At 41.1% G+C, this 17235-nt stretch carries 15 protein-coding genes; 13 read left to right on the top strand and 2 right to left on the bottom strand.

Features of this window, described 5'->3' with window-relative positions; all coding sequences use genetic code 11:
* Positions 1 to 111 precede the first annotated feature (111 nt).
* The 6 genes from ESZ50_RS00320 to ESZ50_RS00295 all read left to right on the top strand — a co-directional run bounded on the left by ESZ50_RS00320 (position 112) and on the right by ESZ50_RS00295 (position 6233).
* A complete protein-coding gene (locus ESZ50_RS00320) occupies positions 112 to 1302 on the top strand; it encodes an SAM-dependent methyltransferase (RefSeq protein WP_148621600.1) in 1191 nt (396 codons plus the stop codon).
* 119 nt (positions 1303 to 1421) lie between these two features.
* Positions 1422 to 2054 (top strand): YfbR-like 5'-deoxynucleotidase, encoded by a 633-nt coding sequence (locus ESZ50_RS00315; RefSeq protein WP_148621599.1) that lies wholly within the window; start codon positions 1422 to 1424, stop codon positions 2052 to 2054.
* A gap of 17 nt (positions 2055 to 2071) precedes the next feature.
* Positions 2072 to 4087: an excinuclease ABC subunit UvrB gene (gene uvrB / locus ESZ50_RS00310; protein WP_148621598.1), complete on the top strand. Its 2016-nt coding sequence runs from the start codon at positions 2072 to 2074 to the stop codon at positions 4085 to 4087.
* 131 nt (positions 4088 to 4218) lie between these two features.
* Complete coding sequence (locus ESZ50_RS00305; protein WP_148621597.1) at positions 4219 to 4725, top strand: QueT transporter family protein; 507 nt, start codon at positions 4219 to 4221, stop codon at positions 4723 to 4725.
* Between the two features lies 1 nt (position 4726).
* A complete protein-coding gene (locus ESZ50_RS00300) occupies positions 4727 to 5458 on the top strand; it encodes a 3-oxoacyl-ACP reductase (protein ID WP_148621596.1) in 732 nt (243 codons plus the stop codon).
* 241 nt (positions 5459 to 5699) lie between these two features.
* Positions 5700 to 6233, top strand: coding sequence for a biotin transporter BioY (locus tag ESZ50_RS00295; RefSeq protein WP_148621595.1), 534 nt, complete (start codon positions 5700 to 5702; stop codon positions 6231 to 6233).
* 37 nt (positions 6234 to 6270) lie between these two features.
* Here the strand turns inward: ESZ50_RS00295 and ESZ50_RS00290 are convergent, their stop codons facing one another.
* Positions 6271 to 6831, bottom strand: a complete 561-nt coding sequence (locus ESZ50_RS00290) for a helix-turn-helix domain-containing protein (RefSeq protein ID WP_148621594.1) — start codon at positions 6829 to 6831, stop codon at positions 6271 to 6273.
* A 113-nt stretch (positions 6832 to 6944) separates the two neighbouring features.
* Here ESZ50_RS00290 and ESZ50_RS00285 point away from each other — a divergent pair, with 113 nt between their 5' ends.
* Positions 6945 to 8000: an oxidoreductase gene (locus ESZ50_RS00285; RefSeq protein WP_246111484.1), complete on the top strand. Its 1056-nt coding sequence runs from the start codon at positions 6945 to 6947 to the stop codon at positions 7998 to 8000.
* Between the two features lie 29 nt (positions 8001 to 8029).
* On the opposite strand, the gene ESZ50_RS00280 is transcribed toward ESZ50_RS00285, so the two are convergent.
* On the bottom strand, positions 8030 to 9796 hold the full coding sequence (locus tag ESZ50_RS00280; RefSeq protein ID WP_148621593.1) for an ATP-dependent DNA helicase: 1767 nt from the start codon (positions 9794 to 9796) through the stop codon (positions 8030 to 8032).
* Between the two features lie 469 nt (positions 9797 to 10265).
* Here ESZ50_RS00280 and ESZ50_RS00275 point away from each other — a divergent pair, with 469 nt between their 5' ends.
* The 6 genes from ESZ50_RS00275 (at position 10266) to ESZ50_RS00250 (ending at position 17217) form a co-directional block, all read left to right on the top strand.
* On the top strand, positions 10266 to 11693 hold the full coding sequence (locus tag ESZ50_RS00275; RefSeq protein WP_148621592.1) for a glycoside-pentoside-hexuronide (GPH):cation symporter: 1428 nt from the start codon (positions 10266 to 10268) through the stop codon (positions 11691 to 11693).
* 2 nt (positions 11694 to 11695) lie between these two features.
* Positions 11696 to 12880, top strand: coding sequence for a galactokinase (locus ESZ50_RS00270; protein WP_148621591.1), 1185 nt, complete (start codon positions 11696 to 11698; stop codon positions 12878 to 12880).
* 15 nt (positions 12881 to 12895) lie between these two features.
* Positions 12896 to 14407: a UDP-glucose--hexose-1-phosphate uridylyltransferase gene (locus ESZ50_RS00265; RefSeq protein WP_148621590.1), complete on the top strand. Its 1512-nt coding sequence runs from the start codon at positions 12896 to 12898 to the stop codon at positions 14405 to 14407.
* 141 nt (positions 14408 to 14548) lie between these two features.
* Positions 14549 to 14992 (top strand): LytTR family DNA-binding domain-containing protein, encoded by a 444-nt coding sequence (locus ESZ50_RS00260; RefSeq protein WP_148621589.1) that lies wholly within the window; start codon positions 14549 to 14551, stop codon positions 14990 to 14992.
* Positions 14989 to 15447 carry a DUF3021 domain-containing protein gene (locus tag ESZ50_RS00255; RefSeq protein ID WP_148621588.1) on the top strand — a complete coding sequence of 153 codons (459 nt, stop codon included), beginning with the start codon at positions 14989 to 14991 and terminating at the stop codon, positions 15445 to 15447. Before ESZ50_RS00260 ends, ESZ50_RS00255 begins: the two co-directional genes overlap by 4 nt.
* 381 nt (positions 15448 to 15828) lie before the next feature.
* Positions 15829 to 17217 (top strand): Nramp family divalent metal transporter, encoded by a 1389-nt coding sequence (locus ESZ50_RS00250; protein WP_148621587.1) that lies wholly within the window; start codon positions 15829 to 15831, stop codon positions 17215 to 17217.
* Positions 17218 to 17235 lie beyond the last annotated feature (18 nt).

Genomic DNA, 17235 nt, shown 5'->3' with positions numbered 1-17235 from the left:
AAAGCGTTCAACATCTTTTGAGCATAGAATAAAATGGTTTATGCCGGGCATTTATTATAAAAAGGTGTAGAATAGTTCTATATTATTCTTTTGAAAGAAGTGTGGAATTAAATGTTGGAGAAAACGGTTTTTACTAAACTATTAGCAAATGCTTTTGATATCCCAGTTAGTGTTACATATTGGGACGGTACTGTAGAGCAATATGGTGCAGGATCACCGGTTGTCAGTTTAAAGTTGAACGAAAAGGTTCAATTATCTGATCTGGCTGGAATGCCTACATTGGTATTAGCAGAAGCATATATGAATGGTGATATTGAAATCGAGGGTAGCATTCAAGAGTTGATTGCATCAGCTTATCGGAAGTCAGGATCATTTTTAATGGACCAAAGTGGCTTTGGTCGTTCACTTGTTAAAATGCTAAAAGGACATGATAAGCGCCAATCTGCAAAGGACATTCACAGCCATTATGATATTGGTAACGACTTTTACAAAGAATGGCTTGATCCTTCAATGACTTACTCAAGTGCATACTGGTATCGTGATGATATTACACTTGAAGAGGCCCAGCTAGCGAAGGTTCATCATATCTTGGACAAGCTTCATATTACACCTGGTAAGAAGTTGCTTGATATTGGTTCAGGTTGGGGAACGCTAATCATCATGGCTGCTCAAGAGTATGGGGTTGAGTCATATGGTGTGACGCTATCTGAGGAGCAGTATGACTTTGTAACGGCTCGGGTCAAGGAACTTGGTCTTGAAGATAAGGTCCACGTTTCTTTGACTGATTACCGTGATGTTGATGATCAATTTGATTACATCACATCGGTTGGGATGTTCGAACACGTTGGTAAGGAAAACCTAGCACTTTACTTCAAGGATGTTAGCGATATGTTAGTTCCTAATGGCCGGGCGCTAATCCATGGTATTACTGGTCAACATTATGGCCAAGGTGTTGATCCATTTATCCAAAAATACATCTTCCCAGGTGGATACATTCCAAATATCGCTGAAAATGTAACGCATATTTTGGACGCTGGATTGCAATTAGATGATATTGAGCCACTTCGTCGCCACTATCAAAAGACTTTGGAAGTTTGGACTAGTAACTATCATCAAGTCTATGATAAGACAATTGCTGAAAAGGGAGCACCTTTTGCACGAATGTGGGACCTCTATCTACAAGCGAGTGCCGCTTCATTTGAGTCCGGTAATATTGATGTGATTCAGTTCCTAATGACCAAGGGAGCTGCAGGACAAGGTTTGCCAATGACGCGTGCCTATATGACCGCTCGGCAAAACTAAGCTTTGATTGATACACCTCTACGTTTAACAGAGGTGTATTTTTTTCATTATTAAAGATTTGCAAGGGTGATATAAGTTTGCTATATTGGATAAAATGTATCTATCGGAGGTAAGGCATAATGGGAATTCATCAATATCTTTCAGGATTAAATGAACTAGAAATGATCACGCGCGCCCCAGGGTATTTCAAGTACCAGCCCCATTCGGTAGCCGCACACTCATGGAAGGTCACCCAAGTCGCACAGTTTTTGGGTGACATTGAAGAAGAAGCGGGCAACGTTGTCGATTGGCGAATGCTATATGAGAAGTCTTTGAATCACGATATTACAGAACGTTTTATCGGTGACATTCGGACCCCTGTTAAATATGCTTCAGCTCCACTTCGGAAAATGCTAGCGGAGGTCGAAGAATCTTTGTCAGAGAACTTTATTAAGTCAGAAATTCCTGAGAATCTACAGGCGGTTTACCGACGCCGATTGAGTGAAGGAAAAGATGACACTCTTGAGGGGCGGATCCTGTCAGTCGCTGATAAAGTTGATCTACTATATGAAGCTTTTGGTGAATTACAGAAAGGTAATCCGGAACCAGTCTTTATGGATATTTACCGTGAGAGTTTGGAAACAATCTATGCTTTCAGAGACATGCCATCATCGGCTTATTTCATCCGCAAAGTGTTACCCGAACTATTGGCTGAGGAATTTCCAGGCTCCGAACGCTTACAGCGCATATATATTGGCATTTTCAATAAATAAAAAGGTGGATAGGTTACATGATTAATCGACGAAGCGATTATCAATACGATGTCGTCTCTAAATATGAACCAACCGGTGACCAGCCGGCCGCAATAACCCAATTAGTTGATGGTTTGACAGCAGGTGAAAAAGAACAAATCCTACTTGGCGCAACTGGAACAGGTAAAACCTTTACCATTTCAAATGTAATTGCAAAGGCAAACAAACCCGTACTGGTCCTTTCACATAATAAAACTCTTGCTGGCCAGTTGTATGGTGAGTTTAAGGAATTTTTCCCGAACAATGCGGTCGAGTACTTTGTTTCCTACTATGATTATTATCAACCGGAGGCCTATGTACCTTCTTCAGACACCTTTATCGAGAAGGACTCATCAATCAACGATGAGATTGATAAGCTCCGTAATTCGGCAACCGCCTCACTATTGGCGCGAAATGATGTCATTGTAGTTGCATCAGTTTCATCAATCTTCGGACTTGGTGATCCAAATCAATATAATGATCACGTAATCAACATCCGTATTGGTGATACGTTAGAACGAAACGATCTAATGCGGCGACTAGTTGATATTCAATTTCAACGGAACGATATCGACTTTCAGCGTGGACGTTTCCGAGCGCGCGGCGATATTTTAGAGATTTTCCCAGCATCTTCTGACGCAAAAGCAATCCGCATTGAATTCTTTGGTGATGAGGTCGACCGGATTCGCGAGGTTGATTCGCTCACCGGTGAAATTACAGCAGACTTAGATTTAGCAACAATTTTCCCAGCAACTCACTTTATGACCAATGATAAGATTCGTGAGCGGGCGCTGAAGACAATTCAGGCAGAGCTAGATACGCAACTTAAAGTTTTCGAAGACGAGGGTAAGTTATTAGAAGCGCAACGACTTAAGCAACGAACAGAGTACGACATTGAGATGATTCGAGAAATGGGCTTCACCTCAGGAATTGAGAATTACTCACGTCATATGGATGGTCGTGCACCAGGTGAGCCACCATTTACGCTGCTAGACTTCTTCCCAGATGATTTTCTAATCGTTGTGGATGAATCACACGTTACAATGCCTCAAATTCGTGGAATGTATAATGGCGATAAGGCCCGGAAGGAGACCTTGATTGATTATGGCTTCCGGCTACCATCTGCATTAGATAACCGGCCGTTACGATTGGAAGAATTTGAAGAGCACGTCAATCAGATTATTTACATGTCTGCGACACCTGGCGACTATGAGAATGGTCGTGTCAGTGAAGAAGACATTGCCCAACAAATTATTCGACCAACTGGACTTCTTGATCCTGAAATCGAGGTTCGACCAGTCATGGGGCAAATTGATGATCTGTTAGGTGAAATCAATGAGCGTGTGGCAAAGGACGAGCGTGTCTTTGTCACCACTTTAACCAAAAAGATGGCCGAAGATTTAACTGATTATCTACAAGATGTCGGTGTGAAGGTTAAATATCTACATTCTGACATCAAAACTCTTGAACGAACAGAAATCATTCGTGATTTGCGGCTTGGTAAGTTCGATGTATTAGTAGGAATCAATCTTTTGCGTGAGGGAATCGATGTTCCCGAAGTATCACTTGTCGCCATTCTTGATGCTGACAAGGAAGGCTTTTTGCGAAACACTCGTTCGCTGATTCAAACAATCGGGCGGGCGGCTCGTAATGAGAATGGGCATGTCATTATGTATGCTGATCGGCAAACCGATTCGATGACTCGCGCAATGGAAGAAACTGCTCGACGACGAAGCATTCAAACTGCCTATAACACTGAACATGATATTACTCCGCATACAATCAAAAAGGATATTCGTGACTTGATTGCAGTTAGTCATGCAACTGACGGTGACGACAAGGGTACGGGTAGCTTTACTGAGACTGCCTTTCAGGATATGGCACGTGATGATCAAAACAAGATGATCGCTAACCTTGAGGATCAAATGCGGGCGGCCGCTAAGCGACTCGACTTTGAGGAGGCAGCTAGTCTGCGTGATACTGTCCTAGAGTTAAAGTTACAAATTGGTGAATAATTGACTTGAAAGTGAGCAGCGCATTGTTGGTGCTCACTTTTTGTTTGCCCATTTTTGTGCTAAACTCAGTTATATTGTCAAAATAACGAGGTTCATCTACCATCCCTCGTAAAAAAACTAGGAGCTATATCATGGAGAAGCCAACAAAAATTCAAACTAGTTCACATGCTCGACAACTAGCATTAATTGCGGTTGTTGCTGCAATCTATGTCGTTATCACGACTTTAATCAAGCCACTATCCTACGGTGCGATTCAATTTCGCGTTTCAGAAGCTTTAAACCATCTAGCTGTTTTCAATAAACGCTATATCTGGGCGCTAACACTTGGTGTATTTATCGCCAACATGTCTTCAAGCCTTGGTCCGATTGATATGATCGTTGGAACGTTGGGAACATTAGTAATGACAACCATGACATATTTCGCTACTCGCCGGATCAAGTCGCTTAAATTGAAATTAGTTGTTTCAACTTTGATTGATACAGCCATGATGTGGGTGGTTGCGGCAGAGTTATACTTTGTTTTAAAAGCACCGTTTTGGATTACATTTGGTACGGTTGCGATCGGCGAGTTTGCAGCGCTAGTCTTAGGGGCGGTCCTTTTCTATTTAATCAACAAATACATCGATTTGACGGTATAATATGCTAACACAAAATTATCAAAACCAAACAATCTTGATCACAGGGGCGGCCTCTGGGATCGGCTACGCTCAGATGACAACCTATCTGGCACAAGGTGCAACCGTAATTGCGATTGATCGGCAGCCGATTCAATTCATAAATGAACGTTTATTAACTTATAAATTAGATCTAGCTGATGAACAAGCGCTCACAACTTGGCTGCAAGAGCACCAATCAATTCTCCAGCAGGTGCAGATCTTTTTGAGCACGGCAGGTGTTTTGGACGGTTTTATTCCAGCTGGCGACACTAGCTACCAGGCTATTAAAAATAATCTACAAGTTAATCTTTTTGCGCCAATTCAGATCAGTCAGTTTTTGCTAGACACATTAAAAGAGAACGCAGGGCAAATTATTTTCATGGCCTCCATTGCAGGTAGTATTGCTGGTGGTGGTGGGGCAGCATATACAACTGCTAAGCATGGCTTGGTCGGATGGATGCGTCAATTGGCACTTGATTATGCCAAAACAATTCGGATCAACGCAATTGCACCTGGGGCAATTGCAACTCCGATGAATGCGGCTGATTTTGCGGGCAATGGTGCGATGGCTGCTCAGGTAGCGGATGAGACCCCGGTTGGAAGGTGGGCGCAGGCTCAAGAGGTTGCTGATTTGACACTCTTCCTCACAAGTCCACAAGCAAGTTATATGCAAGGGCAGGTACTCACGATTGATGGTGGTTGGACAATTAAATAAAGGAAGTTAGTATGCATTTAGATCAAACTAACTTCCTTTTTTATTTGACATAATATATAAATTTGTTTACATAAAGTCACTTAGCAATTATAATTCTTTCAGAGGCCAGATGATATACAAAATATTGGGTGGAGGCTCGAAACTTTGAACTGAAATTTGCACAATTGCACTTATTCATTTTATATTTCTCTAATTTCAGTACAAGCCCATCTTGGTCTTAGATTATTCTTAGGAGGCGCGCATGCGTATAAGAAAATTGGCGCTGGCAGCAATGTTAGCCGCTATAATTGCAGTGATTGCACCATTATCAATCCCCTTGGGACCAGTACCGTTTACACTCCAAACTTTGATTATTCCGTTAATTGCTAGTTTAGTGATGCCAAGTGTCAGTCTTTCGGCCGTGACTACTTATTTGGTATTGGGGTTGCTTGGTTTGCCCGTATTTGCAGGGTGGTCGAGTGGACTAGGTGCTTTTGTTGGTCCAACCGGAGGTTATTTACTGGGAATGTTAATTTTCCCCTTAATTATCTCAGCAGGACTCAAACAATCTCGATCAATCACACGAATTCTGATGTTAAATATATCTGCAGCTCTGCTTCAATTGGCGATTGGCACAATTTGGTTGACCTTTGCAATGCAGATTTCTTGGTATCACGGCATTATGATTGGCTTAATTAGTTTTATTCCACTAGCTTTAATCAAGGCTATAATCGTTACCAGTCTGGCAGGTGCAGTTGGACGCCGAATTTCCTTGCCGATTTATTTGAGACGTTAAAAAAGCGTCCAGTTAGTTACCGGACGCTTTTGAAAGGCTACATGATGGTATAATTGGTCAATTCAGTGAAATAGATTAGTTCAGCCGTCACATCTAACATCAAGCTGTCCTTTTTATATAAGAGAAGGCGCCAGTCACTCTGATGGTTATTATTCTTCTCGTCAATAAAGGCATTTAACGTGCCATCATGATTGAGGAGTAAATAACCGGCAAACCGTTGGAAAATCTGACTCAAATCGGTCAGGCGCTCCTCAATGATAGGTTGATTACTTTGATATAAAGCTAATGAGAAGTCACCTAGCTCAGAGCGCGTGTTATTGAAGTACCACTGCATTGCAAGTAAATCATTCATAGTTATGCCAATATTCATTAAATAATCAATTGATAGTCGGAAATGAACTGGTTCGTCCATGTCGGGCAAAGCTGGGACATGGAACTTATCCGCATAAAATTCAGCCAGTGCTTGCCAAGTTGCAACTGACGGTATAAAGTCGCCATTCTCAATTTGTGATAATTCGGCCGTCGTCAAGTTTAGGGCACCTGCAACATCCTGTAATGACAGCATGAAAAAGTTTCGGAGTGTACTTAGATTATTCATATCGGGAATCCTTTTGCTAGTTTTCTTAATTATAGCAAAGCTGATATGAGTATGAGAAAACTTAAAAAAAGCGTATACTAAATAAATTACAAGTAAAAAGAGGGTCGCTAACCATGGATAAAAAAATGCGCATCGCATACATTGGTTTTGGGAAATCGACAAATCGTTACCATTTACCATATGTTAAACTACGTGAAAACATTGAAGTTGTCCGAATTGTAACGCCGACTTTAAATAAACGGCCTGAAGAGCAAGCTGCATGGACTGCTCGCGGAACAATCTTTTCAACAAACATTCAAGACATTATTGATGATGCAACAATTGATGCAGTCGTCGTTGTGACACCTGCTAAGAGTCATTTTTCAGTGGCAAAAGAATTACTGCTAGCTGGAAAGAACGTATTAGTCGATAAGCCAATCGCAACCAGTCCGTCTGAGTTGGCCGAGTTGATTGATATCGCTAAAAGAAATCATGTGTTAGTAATGCCATTTCAAAATCGCCGCTTTGACTCTGATTTCCAAGCCTTAAAGCGGGTTCTATCTGCAGACTATCTGGGCGAATTGATCGACCTGGAAGTTCACATGGATCATTATCGTCCATCTGCGGAGGTTCAAAATGGTGATCAGATTGATGGCACATTTTACGGTCATGGCGTTCATTTAGTCGACCAAATCGTATCACTCTTTGGCCGGCCAGATAAAGTTGGCTATGATTTACGCAAGATTGGCAATTGCGATTCAGAAATTGAAGATCATTTCGAAGTTGATCTTTATTACGGCGATTTCAAGGCGAAGGTTCAGTCATCTGAAATGGCGGCCATTTCGTATCCAAAATGGCTCGTTTACGGAAAGCAAGGCCGATACATTAAATTTGATATTGACCAACAAGAGTATGACTTAAAGGCCAATATCATGCCAGATGATCCATTTTTTGGCAAAGAGGCTAGTCAAAATTACGGACAAGTGCACTATGTTAATCAAAATGGCGACTGGCTTGATCGTTACATTGAAAGTCCTCGGGGTGATTATGGAATGGTCTATGACTCACTCTATGAGACCATCATCAATGGAGCCGAGCCACTGGTGAGTTATGAGCAGATGATGACAGTAATCGAGATTCTATCTTATGCCTTCAAATCAACAGTAAATCCATCGATTTATAAATTATAAAATAACGCAGAACAGCGCGACTATTTACATCAAGGCTCCTTGATTGTAATGGCTTGTTGTTCTGCGTTTTTTCTAGAATTTTTTTCTAAAGTATTCCGTAACAGTTGTGGGTCCACAATTAATTGAATCGATTGCCGTGCACGCGTAATGCCACTATAAATCAGGTTGCGATTTAAATGTGGATAGTCACGATCAAGATAAAAGTAGACATGGTCAATTGTTAGACCTTGAACTTTATTGACGGTTGCTACATACCCCAGCTCCAAATCACGATATAGTTCATGAACATCTGGACTGTACATACCCGGGTTAAAGCCTGAAGATGATCGTTCCATCAAATCAACGATGATCTTTTGATTATCCAAATCGGGCACCCGAATCTGGATTTTATAAGCATAAGTTGTCGGAGTGATGGTGTCAAAAGCCACCCGATTGACCGGTTCGCCGTTTTCATCGTTAGGAAAAAGATCTAAGATCTCAATTCGCGTTGCACCTCGTAAATGCAGTGTTTCCTTACTAGGGTGACCACTGGTCCAATCATGAACTAATTGAGATTCCATAATCATCATGATATCACCCACATGCATAGTGATCATGTGCTCGCCAGATAATGTTAGATACTCAACTTGAGGATCCTGATTTAGATACTGGGATTGAATCTGTTCAGCAAGCTGTCGCCGTTTCTCATTCGTTGGTACCAAAATAATACTATCCAAACCATGATCCTTAGAATTTATCATAAAAGTCTGTGATAAGTAGTGTTCAAGGTTGACCTCCGTATCGAAATCACTAGTTGCCAGTAGGGCTGCCGGTGGGAGTGTCAGATTAGGTAGAAAGTAGTGTTCTTTGTAGTCATTCAGATTGTTATTCAAAATGGCTCGTGAAAAGTGGATGATCTCATCCGAATTAGTCCGTTGCACAAGCTGTAGCTGGTCGGTGTCAAACAGGACTTTGGCTTGCCGTAATAGATCAAAAAGTGGTTGAGGCGGATTTTGGATAGCCGATAATTGATGTGGATCACCGATTAAAATTACTGGCGTTGAAGTTAATAAAGCAAATAGAAAAACATCTAGAAGACCGATTGCATTTGCTGCAAAGGCCTCGTCAATTACAATCAAATCATACTGTGGGGCTGTGCGTTGATCGTTGTTGGTCAATTGACCGTGCTGTGCGATCTCCATTGAATCTGCTGCCATTCGGAACATCCAACTTGTTAAAGTACTGACGCTAATCATATCGCTTCGATCGGCTGCCTGAAGTTTATTGGCTGTCATATCTTGGTCAAAGCGAACTTCACGTGCCTGGTCAATCAGTTGGTTGATATTTGTACTGGCGACATGTGTAGGGGTTAAGACTGCTGTCTGAAGCTGATTAGTGACCAAATGCTTAATTAGCTGCGCAGTTAAATAAGATTTCCCACTTCCGGCCTGACCGGTAATTGTTGCAAACAGCGCCTTACTCTGAGCAAGTTGCGAGAAAATGATTTGTTGTGAGTCACTTAGCGCTAAATCATGCGTTAAATCTCGATAGACTTGCTTTAATTGGTTACTATTTTGCTGGTCGATACTTGGAGTATTTAAAAGTAGCTTCAAACGCTGCAACCATAGATCTTGCATAGGAAGTTCCAGATCAAGTTCAGGGTTCTCATTGACGTCATTCATTGCAAAACGATAGAAATCACTATGTTTATCCGCCTGGTTCAAAAGCGTTTGATAGCTAACAACATCAAACAAGTCACGTTTCATTTTGTGATGAAAGAATGCCAGGTTTTTCGCATTATCCGAAAACAATTCCATATCAATTAATCGTCCTTACTTAGATATTCATAGTAACTATTCTACCATTCTGTCAAAAATGATTATATTAGGGTAGAAAAATAAGAGAACTACACGCCTTTATGAAAGTTAGCTAAGTTAAAATATTAGGATCTTCTAACCCTATTGGGGTGGGGTTTGGCTTATAATTAAAGGCGAGATAAAGTTGAAAGGGAAATTGGTAAAGACAATGATTAAGCGCGTAATTTTTACACTAAACCACTTGTTGCCCACTGATGACATGATTTTGAATAAGTGGTACTAATATCTATAATTTATATTAATTGACGGTCTCTTTTGTAGAAATGCAAAAGAGGCTTTTTTTGCGAGCGTTAGTTTCGTTTCGTCCGCCTATTTGTTTCCAATCGTCCAACTCTAGAAATGTAAGCGCTTTATAATTGGAATGTATTGTTTTTCTTATAAGTATTTTGGGAACTTTGGAGGGGACGTAATGAAACGTGTCGGGCAATATCTATCTTATGCCGCGGGGGCATTTGGGCATGATGCCTTTTATGCAACTTTAAGCACATACTTTATGATCTTTGTGACTAGCCAACTATTTACTAGTTCGGATAGCGCGTTCAATAATCATATGATTCAGCTAGTAACGGTGATGATCTTGGTCATTCGACTAGTCGAAATATTCTTTGATCCGATTATCGGGGGTGTTGTTGATAACACACGGACCAAGTGGGGGAAGTTCAAGCCTTGGTTGGTAATTGCTGGTGCGTTAAGTTCAATATTCTTAGTAATTATTTTCACTGATTTTGGCGGATTAGCGACTGCGAATCCAACACTTTATTTAATCTTATTCGGAATTGTCTTTGTTTTGTTAGACTCAGTCTATTCGTTCAAGGATATTGCCTTTTGGTCCATGTTGCCAGCGTTAAGTTTGGACAATCGCGAACGTGCTAAATTCGGAACAGTCGCTCGGTTTGGATCAACATTAGGAGCGCAAGGTGTACAAATCGTTGTGATACCATTGGTGCTCTTCTTTTCGGGTGTGTTTGGTGCTAGTTCGGGAAATGAGTCGCAAGCTGGGTGGACATGGTTTGCAATTATTATCGCAATTATTGCATACGTGGGAACCCTTTTAACCGTCTTTGGAACAAAGGAAGAAGATAATATTGTGCGACGGAATACAGAAAAGACCTCCGTCTTTAAAGTTTTCAAGGTTGTTGGTCAAAATGATCAATTAATGTGGCAAGCAATTTCATATATTATCTTTGCCCTGGCGTATGTAGTCACAAATTCGATGCTGCTATATTATTTTAAATATGTATTAGGGGCTGAGCATAGCTTTTATCTAGTCGGAATCTTTACTGCAATCGAAGGGATGATTGCAGTTGCGATCTTCCCAGTTTTGAGTCGCTTTATGCAAAGAAAATTAATCTTTCTAAGTGGCGCCATTATTATGTTGTTGGGATACACGCTGTTCTTATTCGTGGGATCAAATATTCCGCTGGTTTTGATTGCAGTAACCCTATTCTTTACACCATATCCGATCATGTTTTTAGTCGTCTTAATGACAATTACTGATAGTGTTGAATACGGTCAATGGAAGAATGGTACCCGTAATGAATCTGTAACCTTGGCAATTCGGCCATTACTGGACAAATTGGCTGGAGCTGTTGCAAACGGCGTTGTTGGTTTTGCGGCCGTTGCAGCTGGAATGACTGGAACAGCCAAAGCGGCCGATATAACAGCCAGTGGTTTGACGCAATTTAAGACCTTCATGTTTTACGGACCGATGATTTTGATCGTGATTTCAACCATCATTTTCTGGCGTAAGGTGACCTTAACTGAAGAAAGTCATACTAAGATTGTTGATGAGCTCAAGGTCCGTTTAACAGCTAAAGAAGCCGCAGAGGGGAAATAAATATGGAAACTTTAGAAAAAGATTTAAAAGCGTCGTTACAAGCATCGTTCATTGAACGCTTCGACAGCCCAGCAGACTACTTATATTTCTCACCAGGACGAATTAATCTAATTGGCGAACACACCGATTACAATGGTGGACACGTTTTTCCAGCTGCAATCAGTATCGGTACTTATGGTGCATTAACTTTACGTGACGATCAAGAGATTCATGTTTTCTCGGCGAATTTTCCGGATGTGGGTGTCGTTAGTTTCAATTTGAATGATCTTGCTCCACGCAAGTATGATAGTTGGGTAAAATATGTCCGTGGTGTATTATATGAATTAAAGCAAGCCGGTTATCGAGTCGAACGGGGCTTCAACCTTGGAATTGTTGGTGACATGCCAAATGCATCCGGATTGTCGTCATCAGCCTCTTTGGAATTGTTGATTGGTGAGATGTTAAACGCTGCTTTTAAGTTACATATTGCGCGTCTTGACATCGTCAAACTTGGTCAGCAGGTTGAAAATGATTATCTAGGTCTACGAACAGGAATTATGGATCAATTTGCAATTGGTTTCGGTGAAAAGGAGAAGGCCATTTTCCTTGATGTTAATACCATGGATTATGAATTGGTTCCCGCCGAATTTGGAGAATATGAGTTAATCATTATGACAACCAATAAAAAGCGTGAATTGGTTGATTCAAAGTATAATGAACGTCGCGACGAAACTGAGCTTGCCTTGAAGGAATTACAGACCGTTCTTCCAAATCTGGCAAGCCTTGGCGAACTTGATTTAGCAACTTTTGAAAAATATCAAGACGCAATTACCGATTCGACGGTACTACGACGTGCTCGACACGCGGTCTCAGAAAATGAACGGACAATTATAGCTACTTCAGCGCTCAAAGCGCACGATTTAGTCAAGTTTGGTGAATTACTACAGCAGTCACATGCATCATTACGTGATGACTATGAGGTCACAGGTGAAGAATTGGACACCTTGTTTGATGCCGCCATGCTACAGCCTGGTGTATTAGGTGCACGTATGACTGGGGCGGGCTTTGGTGGTAGTGCAATTGCACTAGTGCCACGGGCAACTGCTAGCGATTTTATCAAGAATGTCGGCGAACTTTATCAAGCTGAAATTGGTTACCCTGCGTCCTTCTATCTTGCCGAGATTGTAAGGGGAACTGCAGAATTATAGAGAGGGAATATTGTTATGCAAACGGATTTGGATCAGGCTACAAGTCAACTAGTCAGCGATTTTGTTAGCTGGGGTGTTAAACTAACCGCATTTGACGGATTAGAAATTCCGTATCGCGAGAATCTAGTGTTGCATCACCTCGGTGTTGAAAAATTTATCAGTGGACTGCACGGTACACCAAATCAAGCAATTTCAGAGCTAGCTGATCAGCTCCAAAAACTTGGAGCAAGTAATCAACGCTTTGACACGAATGCAAGCTGGTCTAGCGCTGCTTGGCGTGCTGCTCTGTTAGATATCATTACACCTAGCCCGACGACCTTAAATAGTAACTTCAAGCGTGATTATAAGGTGAGTGCAAAACAAGCAACTGATCGTTTTTATGAGCTTAGTCGGCAAATCGAGAATGTTAAGGTTCAAGCAATTGCACATAATATTGCTTATACAGTCAACACTAATTTTGGCGATATTGAAATAACGATTAATTTATCTAAGCCAGAAAAGACCACAGCAGAGATTGAAGCTGCTGGTCGGGCAAAGAAAATTGCGTATCCGCCAACGGTCCTAGATCAGTATAATGAAGGCTTTTATGGCAGACTTGGTGCAGCTGCTCGTAGTACACATCGTTTTATCTATGAAGAAATTGGTGGGCAAACGTGGGGGTGGCATTATTCACCGTATGCTTATTACTCAGAACACGCCATTTTTGTTGAGATGGAACGCCAGCCAATGCATATTACCAAACAAACCTTTACTAATTTGTTAGCCTGGGTCGATCGATATCCGCATTATTTCATAGGATCCAACGCTGATTTACCGATCGTTGGCGGCTCAATTCTATCACAAGAACATTTTCAAGGTGGTCGCCATACCTTCGCAATGATGAAAGCACCGGTTCGACAAAAAATTGATCTACCTCAATTTGAATCTGTGAGTGCTGGTGTGCTTCATTGGCCAATGAGCGTCATTAAACTATCTAGTCATTACCAAGCTGAGTTGATTGATGCAGCTGAGTTAGTTCGACAGACTTGGCAGGGATACTCCGACCCAGACTTAATGATCAATGCATACTCGAATGAAAATGAGCAACAGCATACCGTCACACCAATTGCCTGGCAGGAAGGTGGAAAGTATCAACTTGCGTTAGTTTTGCGTGACAATGGGCGCTCGACCGATTTCCCAGATGGAATCTTTCATCCGCACCAAGCAGTTCAACATATCAAACAAGAAAACATTGGTTTAATCGAAGTTATGGGTCTGGCAATTCTTCCAGGCCGTTTAAAAAATGAATTAGCAGACGTGGCAGATGTACTTCTCGGACGTAGGGAGTTGCGTCAGATTGCAACAAAACATCAACCATGGGTTAAATCATTAATGACGGTTGGGGGATGCACTCCTGAAAATGTAGAAAACCGAATTCAGGAGGCCATTGGACAAGTCTTTATCCAGGTCTTGTCAGACGCCGGTGTTTATAAAAACACCGACCAGGGTCGAGAAGGTTTTGATCGATTTATTGCACAACTGCATTAAAAAGTAAAAAAGGCACGTTACCGGAGGACAGGTAACGTGCCTTTTTATGCCAATTATCGGTTCAGAATAACCATTTATCTATTAAGTCTGTTCAATCCTTAATGTGACTAGTAATATCAATTGTGAAAGAAGGATACTGCTATGAAAATTGAGCTCAATATTGAAAAAGAAATCATTGAACCCTTTATAACAATTAATGCGACTAAGCAGGATCAAACGATTATTGACCTCCAAAGCGCAATTGAGGACATCACTCAAGAAGTTGAGGTAATCAGTCGGACATCAGATAAAGTCGTCCGCATACCGTTAGCGAGCGTGATTCGCTTTTATACAGATAATAAACGTGTTGTTTGTGAGAGCACAATCGGAAGTTACTATATTCAGAAACGCATTTATGAATTAGTTGAGAGTTTATCAAAGAAGCAATTTGTAAAACTTTCCAGTGGTGAGATTGTCCGTACAGCCTGCATTCGCGAATTTGAATTGTCAAAACGTGGATCGTATCTGGTTCTGTTAACTAATGGTAAAACGACCTATGTTTCAAGGCGGTGTTTGTCCGTGCTACGAAAGGAGTTACTAAAATGACTAAGTTTATCAAAACGACCCTTAACAGTGGGGTAATCGGAATTGCGGTTGGCTTTATGGTTGCATTATTCTTTTCCGTAGCTTTTAATGCTAATTATCTTGAACCATCTAGTCCGATGTTCAATAATCAATTCCATTCACCTTTGACTGCAACAGTGGTTGCGGCGATCCTTTGGATGTTGATGGGAATCGTTTTTGGAATTGCCAGCCAAATTTTCACCGTCGAACGCTGGAGTATTACTAGACAAACGCTGACCCATTTTATAGTTGTTTTTGCCCTGTTCACACCATTGGCCATTATTGCTGGATGGTTTCCGCTGGACGTGCTTTGGTTGGTTTACTACACGATCATTTTCGTGACAATTTACCTGGTGATGTGGTTCATTTCGATGCTAGATGCACGTCAACAGATTATGAGCGCAAATCAATCATTGAAGGACAGTCGTAAACACTGAGAACCGGTTCGAAACAAAATTTATATAAGCATTCCTTAACGAGCGCCGTTAATGAATGTTTTTTTGTATCGTTGTTTAAATATTGTGACAAATGATTAAAAAGTTTTTTATCAGTAAATAATGTGTTCTGATCCAAGGAGAAAGGTTGAATATAAATGGATATTCGCGAATATCCTAAATACTGGACAAAATTCAACTACATCTGTTAAACTTTGGTTATTAATCGGGAAGAGATTCCTAGTTAAATAAATGTCATAAGCTTTTAACAGTGAAAATTGTTGGACGAAATTCTTTATGAAAGTTATTTAGCTCTATTAAACAATTTAATAATAGAAACTGGGACTCCCGCTTAAGAGAAATCTTATTTTAGGAGGATTTGTCATGACTGATGAAATGACAAATAAGACTAGCATGGTTTCAGATGCTAGTCACGATGCCAGCCTGGGTGACGTAAATGGGTCAATTGAGACACCAACCAATGCTTCATTCTGGCGCAAATTACTCGCTTTTTCTGGACCGGGAGCCTTGGTGGCTGTTGGATACATGGATCCAGGAAATTGGGTTACTTCCGTAGCTGGTGGGGCGACTTATCAGTATACGTTGTTATCAGTAATCTTGATTTCTTCTTTGATTGCCATGTTATTACAGTACATGGCTGGTAAATTGGGAATGGTTACCCGACAGGACTTGGCGCAGGCGACTCGTGCCAAAACAAGTAAGCCCATGGGGATCGCCTTGTGGCTGATTACCGAATTAGCATTAATGGCCACCGATATTGCTGAGGTTATCGGTGGGGCGATTGCTCTACACCTATTGTTCGGCTGGTCGATGATTGCGTCTGTTTTGACAACAGCGTTCGATGTATTGCTTTTGTTGCTCCTAATGCGTTTTGGTTTTCGTAAAATTGAAGCAATCGTCATTACCTTAATTTTGACAATTCTAGGAATTTTTTCATATCTTGTTATATTATCGTCACCTGATATTGTTGCAATGTTCGGTGGATATTTGCCGCAATTACAAGCGGTTAGTACAACCGGAATTCACGGTGCTGATTCACCATTGCTAATGACCCTTGGAATTATTGGGGCAACCGTTATGCCACATAATCTCTACTTGCATTCATCAATCTCACAAACTCGTAAGATCGATCAAACTGATAAAAAGCAATTAAAAGAAGCAGTCCGCTTCATGACTTGGGACTCAAATATTCAGCTATCATTGGCCTTTGTTATTAACTCAATGCTTTTAATTCTTGGAGCAGCGATGTTCTTCGGACATGCTGATTCTGTTGGAACTTTTGGGGCAATGTACTCCGCTCTGAACGATAGTACGATCGCCGGTGCGATTGCATCGCCAGTCTTATCAACACTCTTCGCGGTCGCCTTGCTAGCATCTGGTCAAAATTCAACCATTACTGGTACTCTGACAGGTGAAATAGTCATGGCTGGTTTCCTACGTTTGAAGATTCCAATGTGGCTACGCCGGATGATCACTCGTGGCTTTGCCCTGATTCCAGTAATTATCTTCACACTTGTTTATGGTGGAAATGAAGTCAAGCTCGACCAACTATTAGTCTACTCACAAGTATTCTTATCAGTTGCCTTGCCATTTGCAATGGCACCATTGATTTTCTTTACTTCTTCAAAAAAGATTATGGGTGAGGACTTCGTCAACCCTAAGTGGATGACGATCTTAGCTTGGTTAATCTTTATCACACTTACAGGTCTAAATATTCAGTTAGTTATTCAAATTATTGGTCAGTTTATTTAGTTAAATAAGGAGGCTTAC

The sequence above is a fragment of the Weissella muntiaci genome (assembly GCF_008107635.1).
Lineage (GTDB): Bacteria > Bacillota > Bacilli > Lactobacillales > Lactobacillaceae > Weissella > Weissella muntiaci.
Note: the sequence above shows the minus strand (reverse complement) of the source record. Positions and strands in the feature narration are given on the sequence as shown.